This is a genomic window from Naumannella cuiyingiana, from assembly GCF_013408305.1.
GTDB lineage: Bacteria > Actinomycetota > Actinomycetes > Propionibacteriales > Propionibacteriaceae > Naumannella > Naumannella cuiyingiana.
On sequence record NZ_JACBZS010000001.1, the window covers coordinates 3,232,639 to 3,248,096 of the forward strand.

Here is a 15,458-nt window from a genome sequence, read left to right on the forward strand (position 1 = left end):
GGGGCCCGGAGACCACCGGTCGTCCGGGCCCCGCTCACGTCGTCCAGACCTCGAGGCTGATCACCAGCGCGCCGTCCGGGCGTACCCCGCTGAAGACATGGTGCATGCTCCGGACGGGATCGCCGTCGGCCCCAAAGGACTGGGTGGCCGAGCGGCGACAGGTATCGGTGTACTCGTCGGCGGGCAGCGCGTCGGCCGGCAGATCGCCGTCGCACTTGCCGAAGCGTTCGGTGAGCATCGCGTCGGTCGACGCGGCGTCGGCGGCCGGCACCACCACGACCGCCGACAACCCCCAGTCCTGGGCCTCGGAATAGCTGCTCTGCAGCACCTCGGTCTGCTCGGGCAAGGTCGTCTCGGCGCGCGCGTTGATCTCGGCGACGCTGACCTGGTCGCACGTGTGGCCGAGGATCTTGTTCGTGCACCGCGAACCGAGATCGTTGGTGTAGGAGAATCCCGGTACGCCCCAGCGTCCGGCCATGGTCAGCACCGCGATGATCGCGCCCGCCGCCAGCGCCATGATCACCCCGAGCGTGATCAGGTTGCGCCGGGTCCTCCGCCGCCGCTCGTCGCGGCGCTGGGCCAGGTGGCTGTGCGCTCCGACGTGGTGCCACTGCGGATCCGGCGTACCGTGCTGACCAGCGACATTGCCCGTCGACCCCTGCTCGCTCATGCCGCCCATCATGCCCGCCCGCCGGGCCGCCACGTCCTCGGCCCGGGGGTGCCCACATCACGGACCCGGGCCGCTGCGCCGCGCCGGATGATTGACTCGCGTCGTGAGCTATGACCCGGAAGTTCCCGAGCTCGTCCGCCGGGCGTTGCGGGCCTCGCTGCACCAGGGCTACGTGCATGCGACGCGCACCGAGACCGGGCGGCTGCTGGCGACCCTGGCGGCGACCCGGTCCGGCACGATCGCCGAATGCGGGACCGGGTGCGGGGTGGGCGCGGCATGGCTGCGCAGTGGCGCCCCGAAGGGCACCAGGGTGGTGACGGCCGAGCTGGATCCGACGCTGGCGCAGATCGCCACCTCGACCTTCGCCGACGATGACATCGACGTGCTGCAGACCGACTGGACCGAGCTCGCCGATCATGCGCCGTTCTCGCTGCTGTTCGTCGATGCGGCCTCGGCCAAGCAGGCCGACCGGGAACAACTGATCGAGCTGGTCGACGCGTGTGGGCTGATCGTGCTCGACGACCTGCAGCCGGCGCCGGAATGGCCGCCGATGGTCGATGGCCGCCTCGACGTGGTGCGGCAGGAGTGGCTGACCGATCCGCGGGTCGCCGCGGTCGACGTGCTGGTCGCCGACGACACCTCGGTGCTGATCGCCGCCCGCCGCTGAGGGCAGGAACCGAGACGTGGCGGGTCTCGACACCGTGCAATCGGAACCCGCGCGGGCGATGCCGGACTCGTGCAGAGCGGGACCGGACGGATGTCCCGTTCGGTCGACACCGACGAAGGAATCGACGAAGGAGTTGACATGATCTCGGAACTGCGGCGAACGGTCGGACTGACGGCGGCTGCCACACTCCTGGGACTCGGCGCCCTCGCGGCCGCCGCAGAGCCCGCCGCCGCGCGGCCGGCGCCCGAGCCGCCGCGGACCGGTAACGGCGTGTGCAGCAAGATCAAGGAGCCCCGCGCGCGGTTTGCCTGTCAGGCCGGGGTGTCGTTGTCGAAGGTCCGCTACCGGTGCACCAAGAAGGAATGGCGGCTGGGTGAGATCAAGGTCAATCCGTCCACCGGCGGGACCTATCGACAGGGCACGTGGCACTGCGTGGCCGGCTATTTCTACGTGAAGCCCTAGCGGCCCCGTTCCGGCACGATCGCCGATGCCGCGCGCCGTTGAGCGCGAACCGTGGCAGGATGCCCGGGTGAGCTCGCCAGCGGTCGTCGATCTGGTCGCGCTGCGCCGGGCGCGCGACCGGATCGACCGGCACTTCGCCCAGCCGCTCGATGTCGACGCGCTCGCCGCCGGCGCGCACATGTCGCCCGGTCACTTCAGCCGGCTGTTCCGTGCCGCGTACGGCGAGTCGCCCTATGCGTACCTGATCACCCGCCGCGTCGAACGGGCGATGGCGCTGCTACGGCGAGGCGATGTCAGCGTGACCGATGCGTGCTTCGCCGTCGGGTTCTCCTCCCTCGGCACGTTCAGTACGCGCTTTCGCGAGCTGGTCGGCGTACCGCCGAGCGTCTATCGCGCCGCGCCGGACGTGCCGCCCGGGTTGTTGCCGTGCGTGACCCGGCGCGTCACCCGTCCGACGCCGACCCGCTCGGCCCATGATCAATCGATCAGGAATCGAGAAGCCGCCGCGGCCGCGCCGAACTAGCGTCTCCGGCATGGACATCAGCATTTATTCAAGCTTCCTTCCGCAGACCGACCCGGACGCCGCGATCGCGTTCTACCGTGACCTGCTCGGCTTCGAGGTACGCGTCGACGTCGGCTGGGAGAACACGCGCTGGATCACGGTCGGCCCGGCCGATCAGCCCGACACCGCGATCGTTCTGCAGCCGGTGGGACCCGGGCTTCCCGAGGAGGACGCCAAGGCGATCCTCGCGCTCGTCTCCAAGGGCGCCTGGTTCGCGGTGAATCTCGCCGCGGCCGATGTCGACGCCACCTTCGCCCGGCTCGAGGCCGCCGGCGCCGACGTGGTCCAGGAGCCGGTCGATCAGGAGTACGGGGTGCGCGACTGCGCGTTCCGCGACCCGTCGGGGAACCTGGTCCGGATCCAGCAGCGCGCCTGACCGACCGGATGTTGGTACGCCGTTCTCACCATGTGAGCCTCGGCGGCTAGGGTGACGCCATGGCGAAGGCGACATTGGCGGTGGTCGGCGGCGACGGCATCGGCCCGGAGGTGACGGCCGAGGCGGTCAAGGTGATCGAGGCGGTCAGCCCCGGCGCGTTCGACCGGGTGGACTACGACCTGGGCGCGGCGCGCTGGCAGCGTACCGGCGAGGTGCTGCCGGACTCGGTGCTCGCCGAGCTGGACGCGGCGGACGCGATCCTGCTCGGCGCGGTCGGCGCGGCGCCCGGCGCCACGGACGTGCCGAGCGGGCTGCTCGAGCGCGGGCTGTTGCTCAAGATCAGGTTCGCATTCGATCACTACGTGAACCTGCGGCCGAGCAGGCTCTATCCCGGCAGCGTGAGCCCGCTCGCCGACCCCGGTGACGTCGATTTCGTGGTCATCCGGGAGGGCACCGAGGGGCTGTACTGCGGCAACGGCGGCGTGGTCCGCGAGGGTACGCCGCACGAGATCGGCACCGAGGTGAGCGTGAACACCGCCTTCGGCGTCGAGCGAGTGGTGCGCGATGCATACGCCCGGGCCGCGGCGCGGCGCGGCAAGCTGACGCTGGTGCACAAGCACAACGTGCTGGTCAACGCGGGCAAGCTGTGGCGCCGGGTGTTCGAGGAGGTCGGGCAGGAGTTCGGCGGCGTCGAGACCGACTACCTGCACGTCGACGCGGCGACGATCTTCCTGGCCACCGATCCGGCGCGCTTCGACGTGATCGTCACCGACAACCTGTTCGGCGACATCATCACCGACCTGGCCGCGGCCGTCACCGGCGGCATCGGGCTCGCCGCCAGCGGCAACATCAACCCGGACCGGACCCACCCGTCGATGTTCGAGCCGGTGCACGGCTCCGCGCCCGACATCGCCGGCCAGCAGCTCGCCGACCCGACCGCCGCGATCCTGTCCGGCGCGCTGCTGCTGGAACACCTCGGCCACGCCGCCGAGGCCGAGCGGGTGAACAAGGCCGTGATCGCCGACCTCGCCGCGCGCAAGCCGGGGGAGCGGCGCTCCACCGCGCAGATCGGCGACGCCATCGCCGAGTCCGTCGCCTGACCCCGGTCGGACGGGAGCGCTGGTCTCGCGGGCTCCGTCTCGTCTCGCGGGCTTCGTCTCGTTCAGGCGATCTTGGTCATCCAGCCGTAGCGGTCCTCGGCCCGCCCGTACTGGATGTCGAGCAGCTCCCGGCGTACCTTCTGCGTCACCTCGCCGACCGCACCGTCGCCGACCGGATACTCGCCGTCGATGTCCTTGAACGCCCCGATCGGCGTGACCACCGCTGCGGTGCCGCACGCGAAGACCTCGCGGATCGCGCCGTCGGCGATCCCGCGCAGCAGCTCCTCGACCGACACCTTGCGCTCGACGGGGGTGAGCCCCTCGTCGGTGGCGAGCTTGAGGATCGAGTCGCGCGTGACGCCCTCCAGGATGCTGCCGGTCAGCTCGGGCGTGACCAGCTCGCCGGCGTTGGTGACGAGGTAGACGTTCATCCCGCCCAGCTCCTCGACCCACTTGCCCTCGGCGGAGTCGGGGAACAGCACCTGTTCGCAGCCCTGCTCGGCGGCCTCGCTCTGGGCGAGCAGGCTGGAGGCGTAGTTGCCGCCGCACTTGGCCGCGCCCGTGCCGCCGCGGCCGGCGCGGCTGTAGGACTCGGTGATCCAGATGTTGACCGGCTTCACGCCCTGGGCGAAGTACGCGCCGGCCGGGCTCGCGATCAGCACGTAGCTGACCCGCTGCGCGGGGCGTACCCCGAGGAACGGCTCGGAGGCGAACATGAACGGGCGCAGGTACAGGCTGGTCTCCCCGCCCGAGGGCACCCAGTCCGCGTCGGTGCCGACGAGGGTGGTGATGCTGGACAAGAAGTCCTCGGCGGGCAGCTCGGGCAGCGCCAGCCGGCGGGCCGAGCGCTGCATCCGGGCGGCGTTCTGGTCCGGCCGGAACAGCCAGATCGACCCGTCGTCGTGGCGGTACGCCTTGAGGCCCTCGAAGATCTCCTGCGCATAGTGCAGCACCGCCGCGGCCGGGTCCAGGCGGATCGGCCCGTAGGGCACCACCGCGGAGTCGTGCCAGCCGTCCGCCGCGGTCCACGTGGCCACGGCCATGTGATCGGTGAAGTGCTGGCCGAACCCGGGGTTGGCGAGAATCTCCTCGCGCCGGCGCGCGGGCATCGGGTCCGAGGTGGGATGCACATCGAAGATCAGGCTCATGGGGGCAACCTATCCGAGCCGCCCCGGCCCGTGGGTCGAGCCCGTCTCGACCGGCCCCGACGGACCGCCCGGCGTCGGCGGGTCAGGCGCGCGAGCGGGCGGCCGCGTCGGTCCCGGAGGAGACCAGCGGCCACACGGCGTCGGTGCCGGCGGCGGCCACGGCGGTGCCGAGCCGGCGCGACCAGTGCTGCGCCGTGCCGCCCTCGTCGCGCCAGGACCACAGCCGGCGGCTGAGCTGGCCGAGCTCGTACTCCTTGGTCATCCCGATCGCGCCGTGCGCCTGGTGGCTGTGCGCGCTGGAGATGGTGGCCGCCTGGCTCGCGACGATCTTGGCCGAGGCCGCGGCCGGCAGGTCGAGCTCCTCGCGCTCGCCGTGGGCGGCAGCCTCGACGGCCATCGTCGCCAGGCTGGTCTGCTCGGCGGTCTTCACGACGTGCCGCTGGACCGCCTGGAAGCGACCGATCGGCCGGCCGAACTGCACCCGCTCGCCGGTGTAGCGCACGGTCAGTTCCAGCACCCGGGCCAGGGCGCCGGCGATCAGGGCGGCGCGCGCGAACGCCGTGCGCAGGCGTACCTGCTCCAACCCGTCGGCGTCGATCCGCCACGACTCGACCGGCGCGACACCGTCGAGATCCACCCGGTCGCGGGCCTCGTCGGCGAAGTTGCGCCCCGGGGTGATGGCGACGGAGTCGCCTGCCAGCACCGCGACCGACGCCCCGTCGTCGTCGGGAATGATCACCATGATCCGGTCGGCGCTGCGCGCCCACGGCACCCGCTGCACGGTTCCGCGAAGGGTCTCGTCGGCGGCCACGCTCAGCCCGGGCGCGACCGCGGCGGTCGCGACCTGCGCGTCGAGCTGCTTGCCGGCCCGCGTCGCCAACCAGCCGGCGATCAGCGCGTGCTCGGCGTAGGGCACCGACGCGCTGGCGCGACCGAGCTCGCCCAGCACGACCGCCGCCTCGGTCAGGGTGCCGCCGGAGCCGCCCGCGGACTCGGGTACGCCGATGCCGGCGAACCCGGTCTCGCGCAGCACCCGCCACGCGCCCTCGTTCCAGCCGGCGCTCTCGGCCGCGACCACATGCTCCGGCGTGGAGGTGTCGCCGAGCATCGCGCGCAGCGCGGAGCGGATCTCGTCGATGTCGTTGCTCATGCTCGCAGTCCCTTCGACGCGACGGAGCGGAGGATCTCGGTGGTACCCCCGCGGAGGGTGAACGCCGGCCCGCTGACGATGGCCCTGGCGAGCAGGGTCTCCAGCAGCGTCTCGCCGTCGGGGTCGACCTCGCCGTCCACGCCGTCGCGGATCAGCTCGATCACGTCCTGCTCGAACTTCGTGCCGATGTCCTTCACCAGCGCGGATTCGACGGCGGGCGCACCGCCCGCGTCGATGATCCGCGCGACCGCGAGGGAGAGCTGCCGGACCGTCCAGTAGCGGGCGGTGACCTCGCCGACGATCCGCGCCTGCTGGGCGTCCAGCTCGTCGCGGTAGGTGTCGACGAAGTACTTCAGCAGCCCGAACGTGCTCATGAACCGGTCCGGCCCGGATCGCTCGTACGCCAGCTCCGAGGTCACCTGCTGCCAGCCGGAGCCGGGCTCGCCGAGCACCATGTCGTCGGGCACGAAGACGTCGTCGAGGTGCACCTCGTTGAAGTGGTGGGTGCCGTCGAGGAACGGGATCGGCCGGATCTCGACGTTCTCGTCGTGCAGGTCGACCAGGAGCTGGCTGAGCCCCTGGTGCCGGTCCTCGCCGAGCGGGGAGGTGCGGCACAGCACGGCGAAGTAGTGGTTGCGGTGGGCGTTGCTGGTCCAGATCTTGGTGCCGTTCAGCAGCCAGCCACCGTCGACCTTCTTGGCGGCGGTACGCACCGAGGACAGGTCGGAGCCGGAGTCCGGCTCGCTCATGCCGAGCGAGAACCACAACTCGCCCGCGACGATCTTGGGGATGAACCGCCGGCGCTGTTCCTCGGACCCGAAGCGCAGGATGGTGGGCGCCGATTGCCGGTCCGCGGCGAAGTGCGCGCCGAGCGGGGCGCCGCGCGCGAGCAGTTCCTCGGTCACGATGAACCGGTCGACGGCGGTCCGGTCGTGGCCGCCGTACTCGCGCGGGATGGCCATCCCGAGCCAGCCGCGCGCGGCGAGCTTCCTGGAGAACTCGGGGTCGTGTCCGGCGGCCATGCCCAGGCCGGGCACGTGATCATCGGGGAGCTCGGCGTCGAGGAACTCGCGCACGTCGTCGCGCAGTTGTTGCTCGCTCGCGCTGAGCTCGGTCGGGGCGAACTGCATCGGGGGAGACTCCTTCTCGGGTGGCGGGTCAGTAGCTGTTGCGGCGGTACTGCGACCACATCTGGATCGCCCGCTCGAACTGCAGGGCGGCGTCCCAGTCGAGCGCATCGTTGGCGGTCTCGACCCGGAACGAACGGGTCGCCTCGCGCGACAGCTCGGGATCCTTCGCCGGCCGGGCCGCGAGCTCCATCGCCCGCTGCTCGACCAGCTCGTCGTCGACGGCTTGCCAGGCGAGGCCGATCTCGGCGGCCCGGGCACCGTCGATCTCCTCCTGGAACAGGCCCATCGCCGCAGTCGCCTCCCGGCCCGCGGCGCGGTGGGAGATGGTGAAGTAGCCGCCACCGGGGTGCAGGTTGATCTTGAGGAAACCGGAGATCAGGCGGGCGTTCGTCGCGACGATGCGCAGATCGGTGGCGAGCACGAGGTTCATCCCGGCGCCGACGGCGGCGCCGCGGACGGCCGCGATCGTCGGGACCAACAGATCACCGACGCGCCGGAAACCGCCGTAGACGGCACCGGTGTCCTTGTAGGTCTTGTCCTCCAGTTGGACGCGGTTGGGGTCCCAGGCCCGTCGGTCCGCGCCCGAGGAGAACGTGCCGTTCGCGCCGCGGATCACGGCGGCGCCGATCGAGGCGTCGGCGTCGATCTCGTCGCAGACGTTCTGCAACTGCCGGCCCATGTCCGCGGTGAGCGCGTTCTTCACGTCGGGGGAGTTGACGGTGATCAGCGCGATGCCGTCGGTCTTGTCCAGGTCGATCTGTCCCATGGCTGCCCTCTCGGTTGGCTGTCCGCTCGGTGGTCAGGAGTCACGCTCGTCGGGCGCGGGCGCGGTGTGCACGAGCACGTCGGCCGCCGTCGCGCCCTCGCCCGCCGCATGCACGATGAGCGGGTTGATCTCGAACTCGAACCGGTGCCCGCTCGCCGCGGCGGCCATCCTGCTCACGGCGCTGACCGCGTGCGTCACGGCGGCGACGTCGGCCGGCGGCCGGCCCCGGAAACCGTCCAGCAGCGGCCAGGACTTCAGGCGGCGGAGCAGGTCGGTCGCCTGCGCGGCGTCGATCGGCGCCGCGGTCGCCGCCACGTCGGCCAATACCTCGGTCGCGGTGCCGCCGAGGCCGACGGACACGATCGCCGGATAGCCGTCGCCGCTGGAGGTCGCGCCGACGATCAGCTCGAGTCCCGGGCGCGCCATCGGCTCGATGTCGACGCCGGCGAAGTCGGTGATCCCGTGCTGGTCAGCGATCGCGGCCAGCTCGGCGAACACGGTCTCGGCCTGCTCGGGGGCGACGTCGAGGCGTACGCCGCCGATGTCGGACTTGTGCGTCAGGCTCGGCGCGTTGATCTTCATCGCGAACGGGCCCGGCCGGCCGGAAACGATCGCGGCGACGTCGGCACCCCGTGCGGCCAACACCGGGCTCGCCCGGTCGACCGCGAGCGCGGAGAAGATCTTGTCCAGCCGGTCCGGGGTGTCGGCCAGCAGCGCGGCGGCCGCCTCGGGGTCGTCGGCGACATCGGCGACGGCGCGGGTCGGGCCGGGCACGACGCGCGCGAGGGTACGCGCCAGGTCGCCGACGGAGGCGAAGACCGGGATCCCGGCCTCGCGGAGCACCGCCCGAGCGTCCGCGGTCTGCTCGCGGCTGGCCAACCAGACGATCCACAGCGGTTTGTCGAGGCCGTCGCGGGCGAGTGCGGCGAGCATCTGCGCGACGTCCAGCGCGCGCTGGCCGATCACCATGGTCAGGATGAACGCGACGCTGTCGACTGCCTCGTCCGCGGCGGTGAGCCGGCAGATCTCGGCGAGATCCTGCATGGCGGTCGGCGTACTGAACGCCTGCGCGGTGATGTCGACCGGGTTGGCGACCGCCCCGAACGCCGGCACCAGTGCCGCGAGCTGCGTGGTCGTCCCCTCGCCCAGCGGCGGCACCTCGAGGCCGTTGTCCTCGGCGTGGTCGGTGAGCAGGATGCCCGCGCCACCGGAGGCCGTGATGACGCCGAGGCGACTGCCGCGCAGCGGCGCCGGGGCGGCCAGCGCCGCGCCGACGCTGAGCAGTTCGTTGACGTCGCCGACCAGGATCACGCCGTAGCGTTCGGCCGCCGCGACCAGCGCAAGGTCGTCGCCGAGCATCGCGCCGGTGTGCGAGGCGGCGGCCAGCTTGCCGGTGCTGGATCGCCCCGAGCGCAACAGCACCAGCCGCTTGCCCGCCTGCGCGGCGCGGCGGGCGAGGCGGACGAAGCGCGCCCCGTCGGCGATTCCCTCGGCATACATCAGCACGACCTTGATCTGGTCGTCGGTGATCATCGCCTCCGCGACCTCGACCAGGTCGAGGTTCGCCTGGTTCCCGGTCGAGGCCCAGGCGGTCAGGCTCAACCCCATCTCGGCGGCGAGGTCGAGCATCGAGCCGCCGACGGCACCGCTCTGGCCGACATAGGCGACGCCGCTGGTGCCGTGCATCTCGCGATCGGCCGCATTGGTGAAGGTGCCGAAGAACTGGTTGCGCACGTGGATCAGGCCCTGGCAGTTCGGGCCCACGATGCGTACGCCGGTGCGCCGCGCGATCGCGTCGAGCTCGGCCTGCATCCGCCGCCCCTCCTCGCCGACCTCGGCGAAACCCGAGGCGAAGACGACGACGACCCGCGCGCCGACGGCGGCCGCCTCCTGCACGATCTGCGCGGTCTGCGCGGCGGGGACGAGCGACAAGACGGTGTCGACCCCGTCGGGGATCGAGGCCAGGTCGGGGAAGCAGGGGATGCCGTCGATCTCGTCGTAGCGTGGGTTCACCGGGTGGATGCGCCCGGCGAACCGGTGCTGGCGCAGGAAGCGCAGGGGGCGGGCGGTGACGCCGACGCCGCGGCCCGAGGCCCCGACGATCGCCACCGATTCGGGGCGGAACAGCGCGCGGTAGAGCGAGGCCGGTTCATCATCATTGAGTGACATCGCAGCCAACCTCGGCTAGAACTGACGTGCGTGTCAATACTGCCGTTCCATCGCCCGTCGCCGGCCCCGCTCGGCTCGGATCGGACCAGCTCGGAGCGGCTCGGCTCGGCAGCGCACGGCAGAGGGAGGGGGTGCCGGTGAGCGAGGAGTCGGGGATCGGACAGGACCCGGCCGGTCGTCACGCGGCCGCGCGCCTCGAACAGCTCACCCCGAAGGCGCGGCGGACCCGCGAGCGGCTGCTGCGCGCGGCCCGCACCGTGTTCGAGCGCGACGGCTTCCTGAACGCCCGGGTGATGGATGTCGCCGAGGAGGCCCGGGTCGCCCACGGCACGTTCTACACCTACTTCGACTCCAAGACCGACATTTTCCGCGTGCTGTGCCTGGACCTGATGCCCGGCATCTACGAGCACGGGCCGGCGGAGAGATCGCTGACCCGGGTGCAGCGCATCGAGCGCGGCAACCTGCGGTTCTACCGGGTCTACAAGGAACACCGCCGGCTGATCGGGCTGCTGGAGCAGGTGACGACATTCGACGATGAGGTGCACGCCCTGCGGATCCACCTGCGGCACACCGCGGAGCGGCGCGTGCTCGGCATGATCAAGCGGCAGCAGGCGTGCGGCGCGCTGAAGCCCACGCTCGACCCGGAGGTGGTGGCGAGCGCGCTGATCGCGATGACGACGCACAGCTTCTACACCTGGCACGTCACCGAGGACCGCGACTACGACCTCACCGAGGCCAACCGCACGCTGACCTACCTGTGGGCGAGCGCGCTGGGCGTGCGGGCCGATCCGGCGGACGAGGAGTTCTACCAATCGCTCGGCCGCGCCGAACCGGGCGAGGACTGACCGCTCCGAGCGGTACGCGATGCGCCCCCTCAGGTGCACGGGCCGGGGATGATCGCGGCCCGCTCGCCGCGGCCCTGCGTACCGTATGTCGAGACAGGGGTTCCGCGTCCGGCAATCCGCGCCACACAATGGCGGGGTGCATCGCCTGAGCATCATCATTGCGCAGCGCGTCTGACCAGCGGATCGTCGGACGCGCAACCTCTCGTTCCCACGGGAGGTTTTTTCTTTGCCCGGCGAGTGCACCCCAGCAACGAGGACGATCATGACCACAGCCCCCAGCCTGAACGGCCAGGCGACGGCGCCGCGTCAGCCCGGCACCTTCCACGTCTACGACACGACCCTGCGCGACGGCGCGCAGCAGGAGGCGATGCGCCTCACCGTCGCGGACAAGCTGCGAATCGCGGGCTACCTGGACGAGCTGGGCGTGGGCTGGATCGAGGGCGGCTGGCCCGGCGCGAATCCGAACGACACCGCGTTCTTCGCCGCCGCCGCCGACGACCTGAAACTGAAGAACGCGACGCTGGTCGCGTTCGGCGCCACCCGCCGCCCCAACGGCCGGGCCGCCGACGACCCGCTGGTCGCCGCGCTGCGCGACTCGCTCGCCTCGACGGTCTGCCTGGTCGCCAAGAGCCACGTCGGTCACGTCGAGCGCGCGCTGCGCACGACCCGCGAGGAGAACCTCGCGATGATCACCGACACCGTCTCCCACCTGGTCGGGGAGGGCCGCCGGGTCTTCCTCGACTGCGAGCACTTCTTCGACGGCTTCCGCCTCGACCCGGGCTATGCCACCGAGGTGGTACGCACCGCAGCCCAAGTCGGGGCCGAGGTGGTCGTGCTCTGCGACACCAACGGCGGCATGCTCCCGCCCTGGGTGGGCGAGATCGTGGAACAGGTGGCGGGGCTCGGCGTACCGCTCGGCATCCATGCCCACAACGACACCGGCTGCGCGGTGGCCAACACCCTGGCCGCGGTCGACGCGGGCGCCATGCACGTGCAGGGCACGATCAACGGCTACGGCGAGCGGACCGGCAATGCCGACCTGATCCCGGTGATCGCGAACCTGGAGCTGAAGTACGGCTGGGACCTGCTGCCCGAGGGGCGGCTCGCCGAGGCGACGCGCATCTCGCACGCCATCGCGGCGGTGACCAATGTCGCCGGCTCGGGCCGCCAGCCCTATGTCGGCGCCTCGGCCTTCGCCCACAAGGCCGGTTTGCACGCCAGCGCGATCAAGGTCGACCCGAATCTCTACCAGCACATCGATCCCGGGCTGGTCGGCAACGACATGCGGATGCTGGTCTCCGACATGGCCGGCCGCGCGAACATCCAGATCAAGGGTGAGGAGCTGGGCTTCGACCTGTCCGATCGTGATCTTGCCGCCCGGGTGACCGATGCGGTGAAGGAGCGCGAGGCGCGCGGCTATTCCTACGAGGCGGCGGATGCGAGCTTCGAGCTGCTGCTGCGCGATCACACCGGCGGCACCGGCTCGCTGCCCGGCGACCCGTTCGCGATCGAGCACTGGCGGGTGCACTCCCAGGCCAGTTCTGATCATGCGACCGTCACCGAGGCGACGGTGAAGCTGTCCGCCGAGGGCGAGACCCACCTGGTGGTGGGGGAGGGCAACGGCCCGGTGAACGCCCTCGACCAGGCGCTGCGCGACGCGCTGATCAAGGCGTACCCGCAGATCGCCGGCTATGAGTTGATCGACTACAAGGTCCGGATCCTCGATTCCGGGCATGGCACGGATGCGGTCACCCGCGTGCTGATCGACACCACCGACGGCGAGCACGTGTGGACCACGGTCGGCGTCGGCGCCAACATCATCGACGCCTCCTGGGAGGCGCTCACCGATGCCTACCGGTTCGGTCTCATCCGGGGCCGCGGCTGAGCCTGCGGAAGGCCGGATGGCTCATCGGCCGCAGCTCGAACCGTCTGCACCGGATAGCGGGCGGCCGGGTGGCGCCAAGGTTGACTAGGCTGCGCCCATGAGTGGGGCCGGTGGGATGCGGATCGGGCACGCCGAACGTGAGGCAGTCGTGGCGATCCTGCGCGACGCAGCCGCGGAGGGGCGGATCGATCTCGACGAGTTGGAGGAGCGGATCGAGGCGGCACTGGCCGCCAAGACCTTCGGCGACCTCGATCCGCTGGTCGCCGACCTGCCGGTCGAACCACCGTCGCGGGCGGGTCGGGCCGGCACCGCGCTCGCCCCTCGCGCCGCCACCCTGCCGGACGGCCTGCCGCACGCGCCGGGGATGAGCGAGCAGGACCCGTTGCGCCTCGACGGTGGTTGGTCGACGGTACGCCGTGGGGGCGCGTGGGAGTTGCCGCCCTTCCTGCGCATCGACGGCGGCCTCGGCTCGGTGATCCTGAACTGTCTGGAGGCCCGGCCGCTGGCCGAGGTGATCATGATCGAATCGCTGCCCGGCGCCGGTTCGATCAAGGTCATCGTGCCCGAGGGGTGGGCCGCGAACCTCGATCGGCTGTCCTCGTCCTGGGGGAGCGCGAAGTCCAAGATTCCGACGACCCCGGCGCCGGGCTCGCCGCTGCTGTTCTTCCACGGCGGCCTCGGGATGGGCTCGCTGGTCGTCCGGACACCCAACTGGTTCGACCGGCACACCGGCGCGGCCTAGTTGTTGCGGGTCAGGGCGTTCGTGACAGGGCTCGCGTGGTTGCGAGCAGGCCGTCGAGCAGTGACCGGGTGTGGGCGAGTTGATCGATGTCGCCGGTGATCCGGCGGCGCTCTGCTTCGAGTCGTTCGCGGCAGTCGTCCAGCAGCAGGGACTCGCCGGACAAGCAGGACAGGATCTCGCCGATGAGATCCATGCCGAGCCCCGCGGCGAGGAGCGTCTGGATGTGTGCCACCGTGCGGATGTCTGACTCGGCGAAGATCCGGTACCCGCTGGGAGTGCGTTCCGGCGTCAGTACGCCCTTTTCCTCGTAGTAGCGCAACGCTCGCACGCTGACCCCGGTCCGGTCTGCCAGCTCTCCGATCTTCACCCGGATTCCTTCGGTGTCGACTTGACTCTCACGTCGACGTGAGAGTTTAGCGTGCGGGGCATGCTTCGGCTCGTCATCCTCATGTTTTGCGTCTTCAGCATCACCACCGGGGAGTTCGTGGTGGCCGGGATCCTGCCCGAGGTCGCCTCCGACCTCGGGGTCACCGTCGGCACCGCGGGGTTGTTGGTCACCGCGTACGCCGTCGGCATGATCATCGGTGGCCCGCTGCTCACCGCGGTGACTGCCGGGGTCGATCGGAAGCGGCTGATGCTGGTCCTGCTGGCCGTCGCCGGGGTGGGGAACGCGGCCTCCGCCCTGGCTCCCGAGTTCTCCCTCCTGCTGGCGGCTCGGGTGGTCACCGCGCTGGTGACCTCGACCTTCTTCGCTCAGGCAATCGTGATCGCGGTGACCTCCTCGCCACCTGAGCGAGCCGGGACCATGGTTGCCCGGCTGGCGTTCGGGATGAACCTGGCCATGATCCTCGGGGCGCCCATCGGCACCCAGATCGGCAGTCAGTGGGGCTGGCGCGCCACCTTCGCTGCGATTGCCGTGGCGTGCCTGCTCGGGCTCGGTCTGGTGTTCTGGCAGCTCACGTCGCCAGGTGAGGAGGGTCGGACCTCGGCGGTCTCGGAGCTGCGGGTGCTTCGACGTGCCCCGGTGCTGGCGGCGCTGGCCATCACCGCGGTCGGCAACGTCGGGGTGCTCATGGTGTTCAGCTACCTTGCCCCGCTGCTCACGGATCTGGGCGGACATCCCAGCACCCGGCTGCCGATCCTGCTCCTTGCCTATGGCGTCGGCGCGACGATCGGCAACCTCGTCGGCGGCGCGCTCTACGACCGCAACCCGCGACTGTTCCAACCCGTTCTCCTCGGCCTGCTGGCCGCAACCCTTGTCGGCACCTGGTTCGTCGCGACCTCCACGACGCTCACCGTGGCGGCGGTTGTGGTGATCGGCCTCCTCGGCTTCGCGATCATCCCCGGCATGCAGGCTCGCGTGATGATGACCGCCGGCGACGCGCCGACGCTGGCGATGGCCGTCAACGCCTCCGGATACCAGGTCGCAGCCGCCTGCGCCGGTCTGATCGGCGGGCTGATCGCCGACTCGACCGCTGGTCCCAGGCCCATCTACCTGGTAGCAGCGGGCCTGACCACGTGCGGCCTGCTGATGACGGTCATGGCTGCCCGTGCCTGGCGAGGGAGCCACCGGCCCGGGCGGAACCGACAGTCGTCGATGGGTTCTCCCGGCTCGCCTGCACCGAGCCACTCGCCGACGAGAAGGGCGCCACGGCTGCGGCGTTCCTGACCCGCGGAGCCTGCCACATCCACCACACCTACCACCGTCCACACAGCGGGGCAGGAGGTCGACCACCGGCGTCGCGCCTTCGCGACGTCGTCACCAACGTTCACCCTCGAACGCCTG

Annotated in this window: 16 protein-coding genes and 1 pseudogene; 10 read left to right on the top strand and 7 right to left on the bottom strand. The window is 71.2% G+C overall.

Annotated elements, in window-relative coordinates; all coding sequences use genetic code 11:
• Positions 1 to 34: 34 nt before the first annotated feature.
• Complete coding sequence (locus GGQ54_RS15185) at positions 35 to 670, bottom strand: hypothetical protein (RefSeq protein WP_179446121.1); 636 nt, start codon at positions 668 to 670, stop codon at positions 35 to 37.
• 103 nt (positions 671 to 773) lie between these two features.
• Between GGQ54_RS15185 and GGQ54_RS15190 the strand changes: the two genes are divergently transcribed.
• From GGQ54_RS15190 to GGQ54_RS15210, 5 genes are all read left to right on the top strand, one after another.
• Complete coding sequence (locus GGQ54_RS15190; RefSeq protein ID WP_179446122.1) at positions 774 to 1,337, top strand: class I SAM-dependent methyltransferase; 564 nt, start codon at positions 774 to 776, stop codon at positions 1,335 to 1,337.
• A gap of 138 nt (positions 1,338 to 1,475) precedes the next feature.
• The gene (locus tag GGQ54_RS15195; protein WP_179446124.1) at positions 1,476 to 1,799 is read left to right on the top strand and encodes a hypothetical protein; all 324 of its coding nucleotides are present in this window, start codon (positions 1,476 to 1,478) and stop codon (positions 1,797 to 1,799) included.
• 67 nt (positions 1,800 to 1,866) lie between these two features.
• Positions 1,867 to 2,322 carry a helix-turn-helix transcriptional regulator gene (locus GGQ54_RS15200; RefSeq protein WP_425487409.1) on the top strand — a complete coding sequence of 152 codons (456 nt, stop codon included), beginning with the start codon at positions 1,867 to 1,869 and terminating at the stop codon, positions 2,320 to 2,322.
• A 10-nt stretch (positions 2,323 to 2,332) separates the two neighbouring features.
• Positions 2,333 to 2,737 (top strand): VOC family protein, encoded by a 405-nt coding sequence (locus GGQ54_RS15205; protein WP_179446127.1) that lies wholly within the window; start codon positions 2,333 to 2,335, stop codon positions 2,735 to 2,737.
• A 59-nt stretch (positions 2,738 to 2,796) separates the two neighbouring features.
• Complete coding sequence (locus GGQ54_RS15210) at positions 2,797 to 3,837, top strand: 3-isopropylmalate dehydrogenase (protein ID WP_179446128.1); 1,041 nt, start codon at positions 2,797 to 2,799, stop codon at positions 3,835 to 3,837.
• A 62-nt stretch (positions 3,838 to 3,899) separates the two neighbouring features.
• On the opposite strand, the gene GGQ54_RS15215 is transcribed toward GGQ54_RS15210, so the two are convergent.
• The 5 genes from GGQ54_RS15215 to GGQ54_RS15235 all read right to left on the bottom strand — a co-directional run bounded on the left by GGQ54_RS15215 (position 3,900) and on the right by GGQ54_RS15235 (position 10,200).
• Positions 3,900 to 4,985 (bottom strand): branched-chain amino acid aminotransferase, encoded by a 1,086-nt coding sequence (locus tag GGQ54_RS15215; RefSeq protein ID WP_179446129.1) that lies wholly within the window; start codon positions 4,983 to 4,985, stop codon positions 3,900 to 3,902.
• An 82-nt stretch (positions 4,986 to 5,067) separates the two neighbouring features.
• A complete protein-coding gene (locus GGQ54_RS15220; RefSeq protein ID WP_179446130.1) occupies positions 5,068 to 6,135 on the bottom strand; it encodes an acyl-CoA dehydrogenase family protein in 1,068 nt (355 codons plus the stop codon).
• Positions 6,132 to 7,265: an acyl-CoA dehydrogenase family protein gene (locus tag GGQ54_RS15225; protein WP_179446131.1), complete on the bottom strand. Its 1,134-nt coding sequence runs from the start codon at positions 7,263 to 7,265 to the stop codon at positions 6,132 to 6,134. The genes GGQ54_RS15220 and GGQ54_RS15225 overlap by 4 nt, the downstream gene beginning before the upstream one ends.
• Positions 7,266 to 7,293: 28 nt before the next feature.
• On the bottom strand, positions 7,294 to 8,031 hold the full coding sequence (locus GGQ54_RS15230) for an enoyl-CoA hydratase-related protein (protein ID WP_179446132.1): 738 nt from the start codon (positions 8,029 to 8,031) through the stop codon (positions 7,294 to 7,296).
• A gap of 33 nt (positions 8,032 to 8,064) precedes the next feature.
• Positions 8,065 to 10,200, bottom strand: a complete 2,136-nt coding sequence (locus GGQ54_RS15235; RefSeq protein ID WP_179446133.1) for an acetate--CoA ligase family protein — start codon at positions 10,198 to 10,200, stop codon at positions 8,065 to 8,067.
• Positions 10,201 to 10,337: 137 nt separating this feature from the next.
• Here GGQ54_RS15235 and GGQ54_RS15240 point away from each other — a divergent pair, with 137 nt between their 5' ends.
• The 3 genes from GGQ54_RS15240 (at position 10,338) to GGQ54_RS15250 (ending at position 13,672) form a co-directional block, all read left to right on the top strand.
• Positions 10,338 to 11,045, top strand: a complete 708-nt coding sequence (locus tag GGQ54_RS15240; protein WP_179446134.1) for a TetR family transcriptional regulator — start codon at positions 10,338 to 10,340, stop codon at positions 11,043 to 11,045.
• Positions 11,046 to 11,307: 262 nt separating this feature from the next.
• Positions 11,308 to 12,930: a citramalate synthase gene (cimA, locus tag GGQ54_RS15245; protein WP_179446135.1), complete on the top strand. Its 1,623-nt coding sequence runs from the start codon at positions 11,308 to 11,310 to the stop codon at positions 12,928 to 12,930.
• Between the two features lie 97 nt (positions 12,931 to 13,027).
• Positions 13,028 to 13,672 carry a DUF1707 SHOCT-like domain-containing protein gene (locus tag GGQ54_RS15250; RefSeq protein WP_179446136.1) on the top strand — a complete coding sequence of 215 codons (645 nt, stop codon included), beginning with the start codon at positions 13,028 to 13,030 and terminating at the stop codon, positions 13,670 to 13,672.
• Between the two features lie 10 nt (positions 13,673 to 13,682).
• Here GGQ54_RS15250 and GGQ54_RS15255 read toward each other — a convergent pair whose 3' ends face one another.
• A complete protein-coding gene (locus tag GGQ54_RS15255) occupies positions 13,683 to 14,039 on the bottom strand; it encodes a MerR family transcriptional regulator (protein WP_179446137.1) in 357 nt (118 codons plus the stop codon).
• A gap of 60 nt (positions 14,040 to 14,099) precedes the next feature.
• Here GGQ54_RS15255 and GGQ54_RS15260 point away from each other — a divergent pair, with 60 nt between their 5' ends.
• Together GGQ54_RS15260 and GGQ54_RS17215 are read left to right on the top strand one after the other, a co-directional pair.
• Positions 14,100 to 15,341 carry an MFS transporter gene (locus GGQ54_RS15260; RefSeq protein ID WP_179446138.1) on the top strand — a complete coding sequence of 414 codons (1,242 nt, stop codon included), beginning with the start codon at positions 14,100 to 14,102 and terminating at the stop codon, positions 15,339 to 15,341.
• Positions 15,260 to 15,442: pseudogene (locus tag GGQ54_RS17215) on the top strand (hypothetical protein); the annotation flags it as partial. The gene GGQ54_RS15260 and the pseudogene GGQ54_RS17215, both read left to right, overlap by 82 nt.
• Positions 15,443 to 15,458: the final 16 nt, after the last annotated feature.

Excerpts from the sequence above, each read along its gene's own strand:
- GGQ54_RS15185 (WP_179446121.1), bottom strand. The coding sequence starts at position 670 with ATGAGCGAGCAGGGGTCGACGGGCAATGTCGCTGGTCAGCACGGTACG.
- GGQ54_RS15195 (WP_179446124.1), top strand. The coding sequence starts at position 1,476 with ATGATCTCGGAACTGCGGCGAACGGTCGGACTGACGGCGGCTGCCACA.
- GGQ54_RS15205 (WP_179446127.1), top strand. The coding sequence starts at position 2,333 with ATGGACATCAGCATTTATTCAAGCTTCCTTCCGCAGACCGACCCGGAC.
- GGQ54_RS15210 (WP_179446128.1), top strand. The coding sequence starts at position 2,797 with ATGGCGAAGGCGACATTGGCGGTGGTCGGCGGCGACGGCATCGGCCCG.
- GGQ54_RS15215 (WP_179446129.1), bottom strand. The coding sequence starts at position 4,985 with ATGAGCCTGATCTTCGATGTGCATCCCACCTCGGACCCGATGCCCGCG.
- GGQ54_RS15220 (WP_179446130.1), bottom strand. The coding sequence starts at position 6,135 with ATGAGCAACGACATCGACGAGATCCGCTCCGCGCTGCGCGCGATGCTC.
- GGQ54_RS15225 (WP_179446131.1), bottom strand. The coding sequence starts at position 7,265 with ATGCAGTTCGCCCCGACCGAGCTCAGCGCGAGCGAGCAACAACTGCGC.
- GGQ54_RS15230 (WP_179446132.1), bottom strand. The coding sequence starts at position 8,031 with ATGGGACAGATCGACCTGGACAAGACCGACGGCATCGCGCTGATCACC.
- GGQ54_RS15235 (WP_179446133.1), bottom strand. The coding sequence starts at position 10,200 with ATGTCACTCAATGATGATGAACCGGCCTCGCTCTACCGCGCGCTGTTC.
- cimA (WP_179446135.1), top strand. The coding sequence starts at position 11,308 with ATGACCACAGCCCCCAGCCTGAACGGCCAGGCGACGGCGCCGCGTCAG.
- GGQ54_RS15250 (WP_179446136.1), top strand. The coding sequence starts at position 13,028 with ATGAGTGGGGCCGGTGGGATGCGGATCGGGCACGCCGAACGTGAGGCA.
- GGQ54_RS15260 (WP_179446138.1), top strand. The coding sequence starts at position 14,100 with ATGCTTCGGCTCGTCATCCTCATGTTTTGCGTCTTCAGCATCACCACC.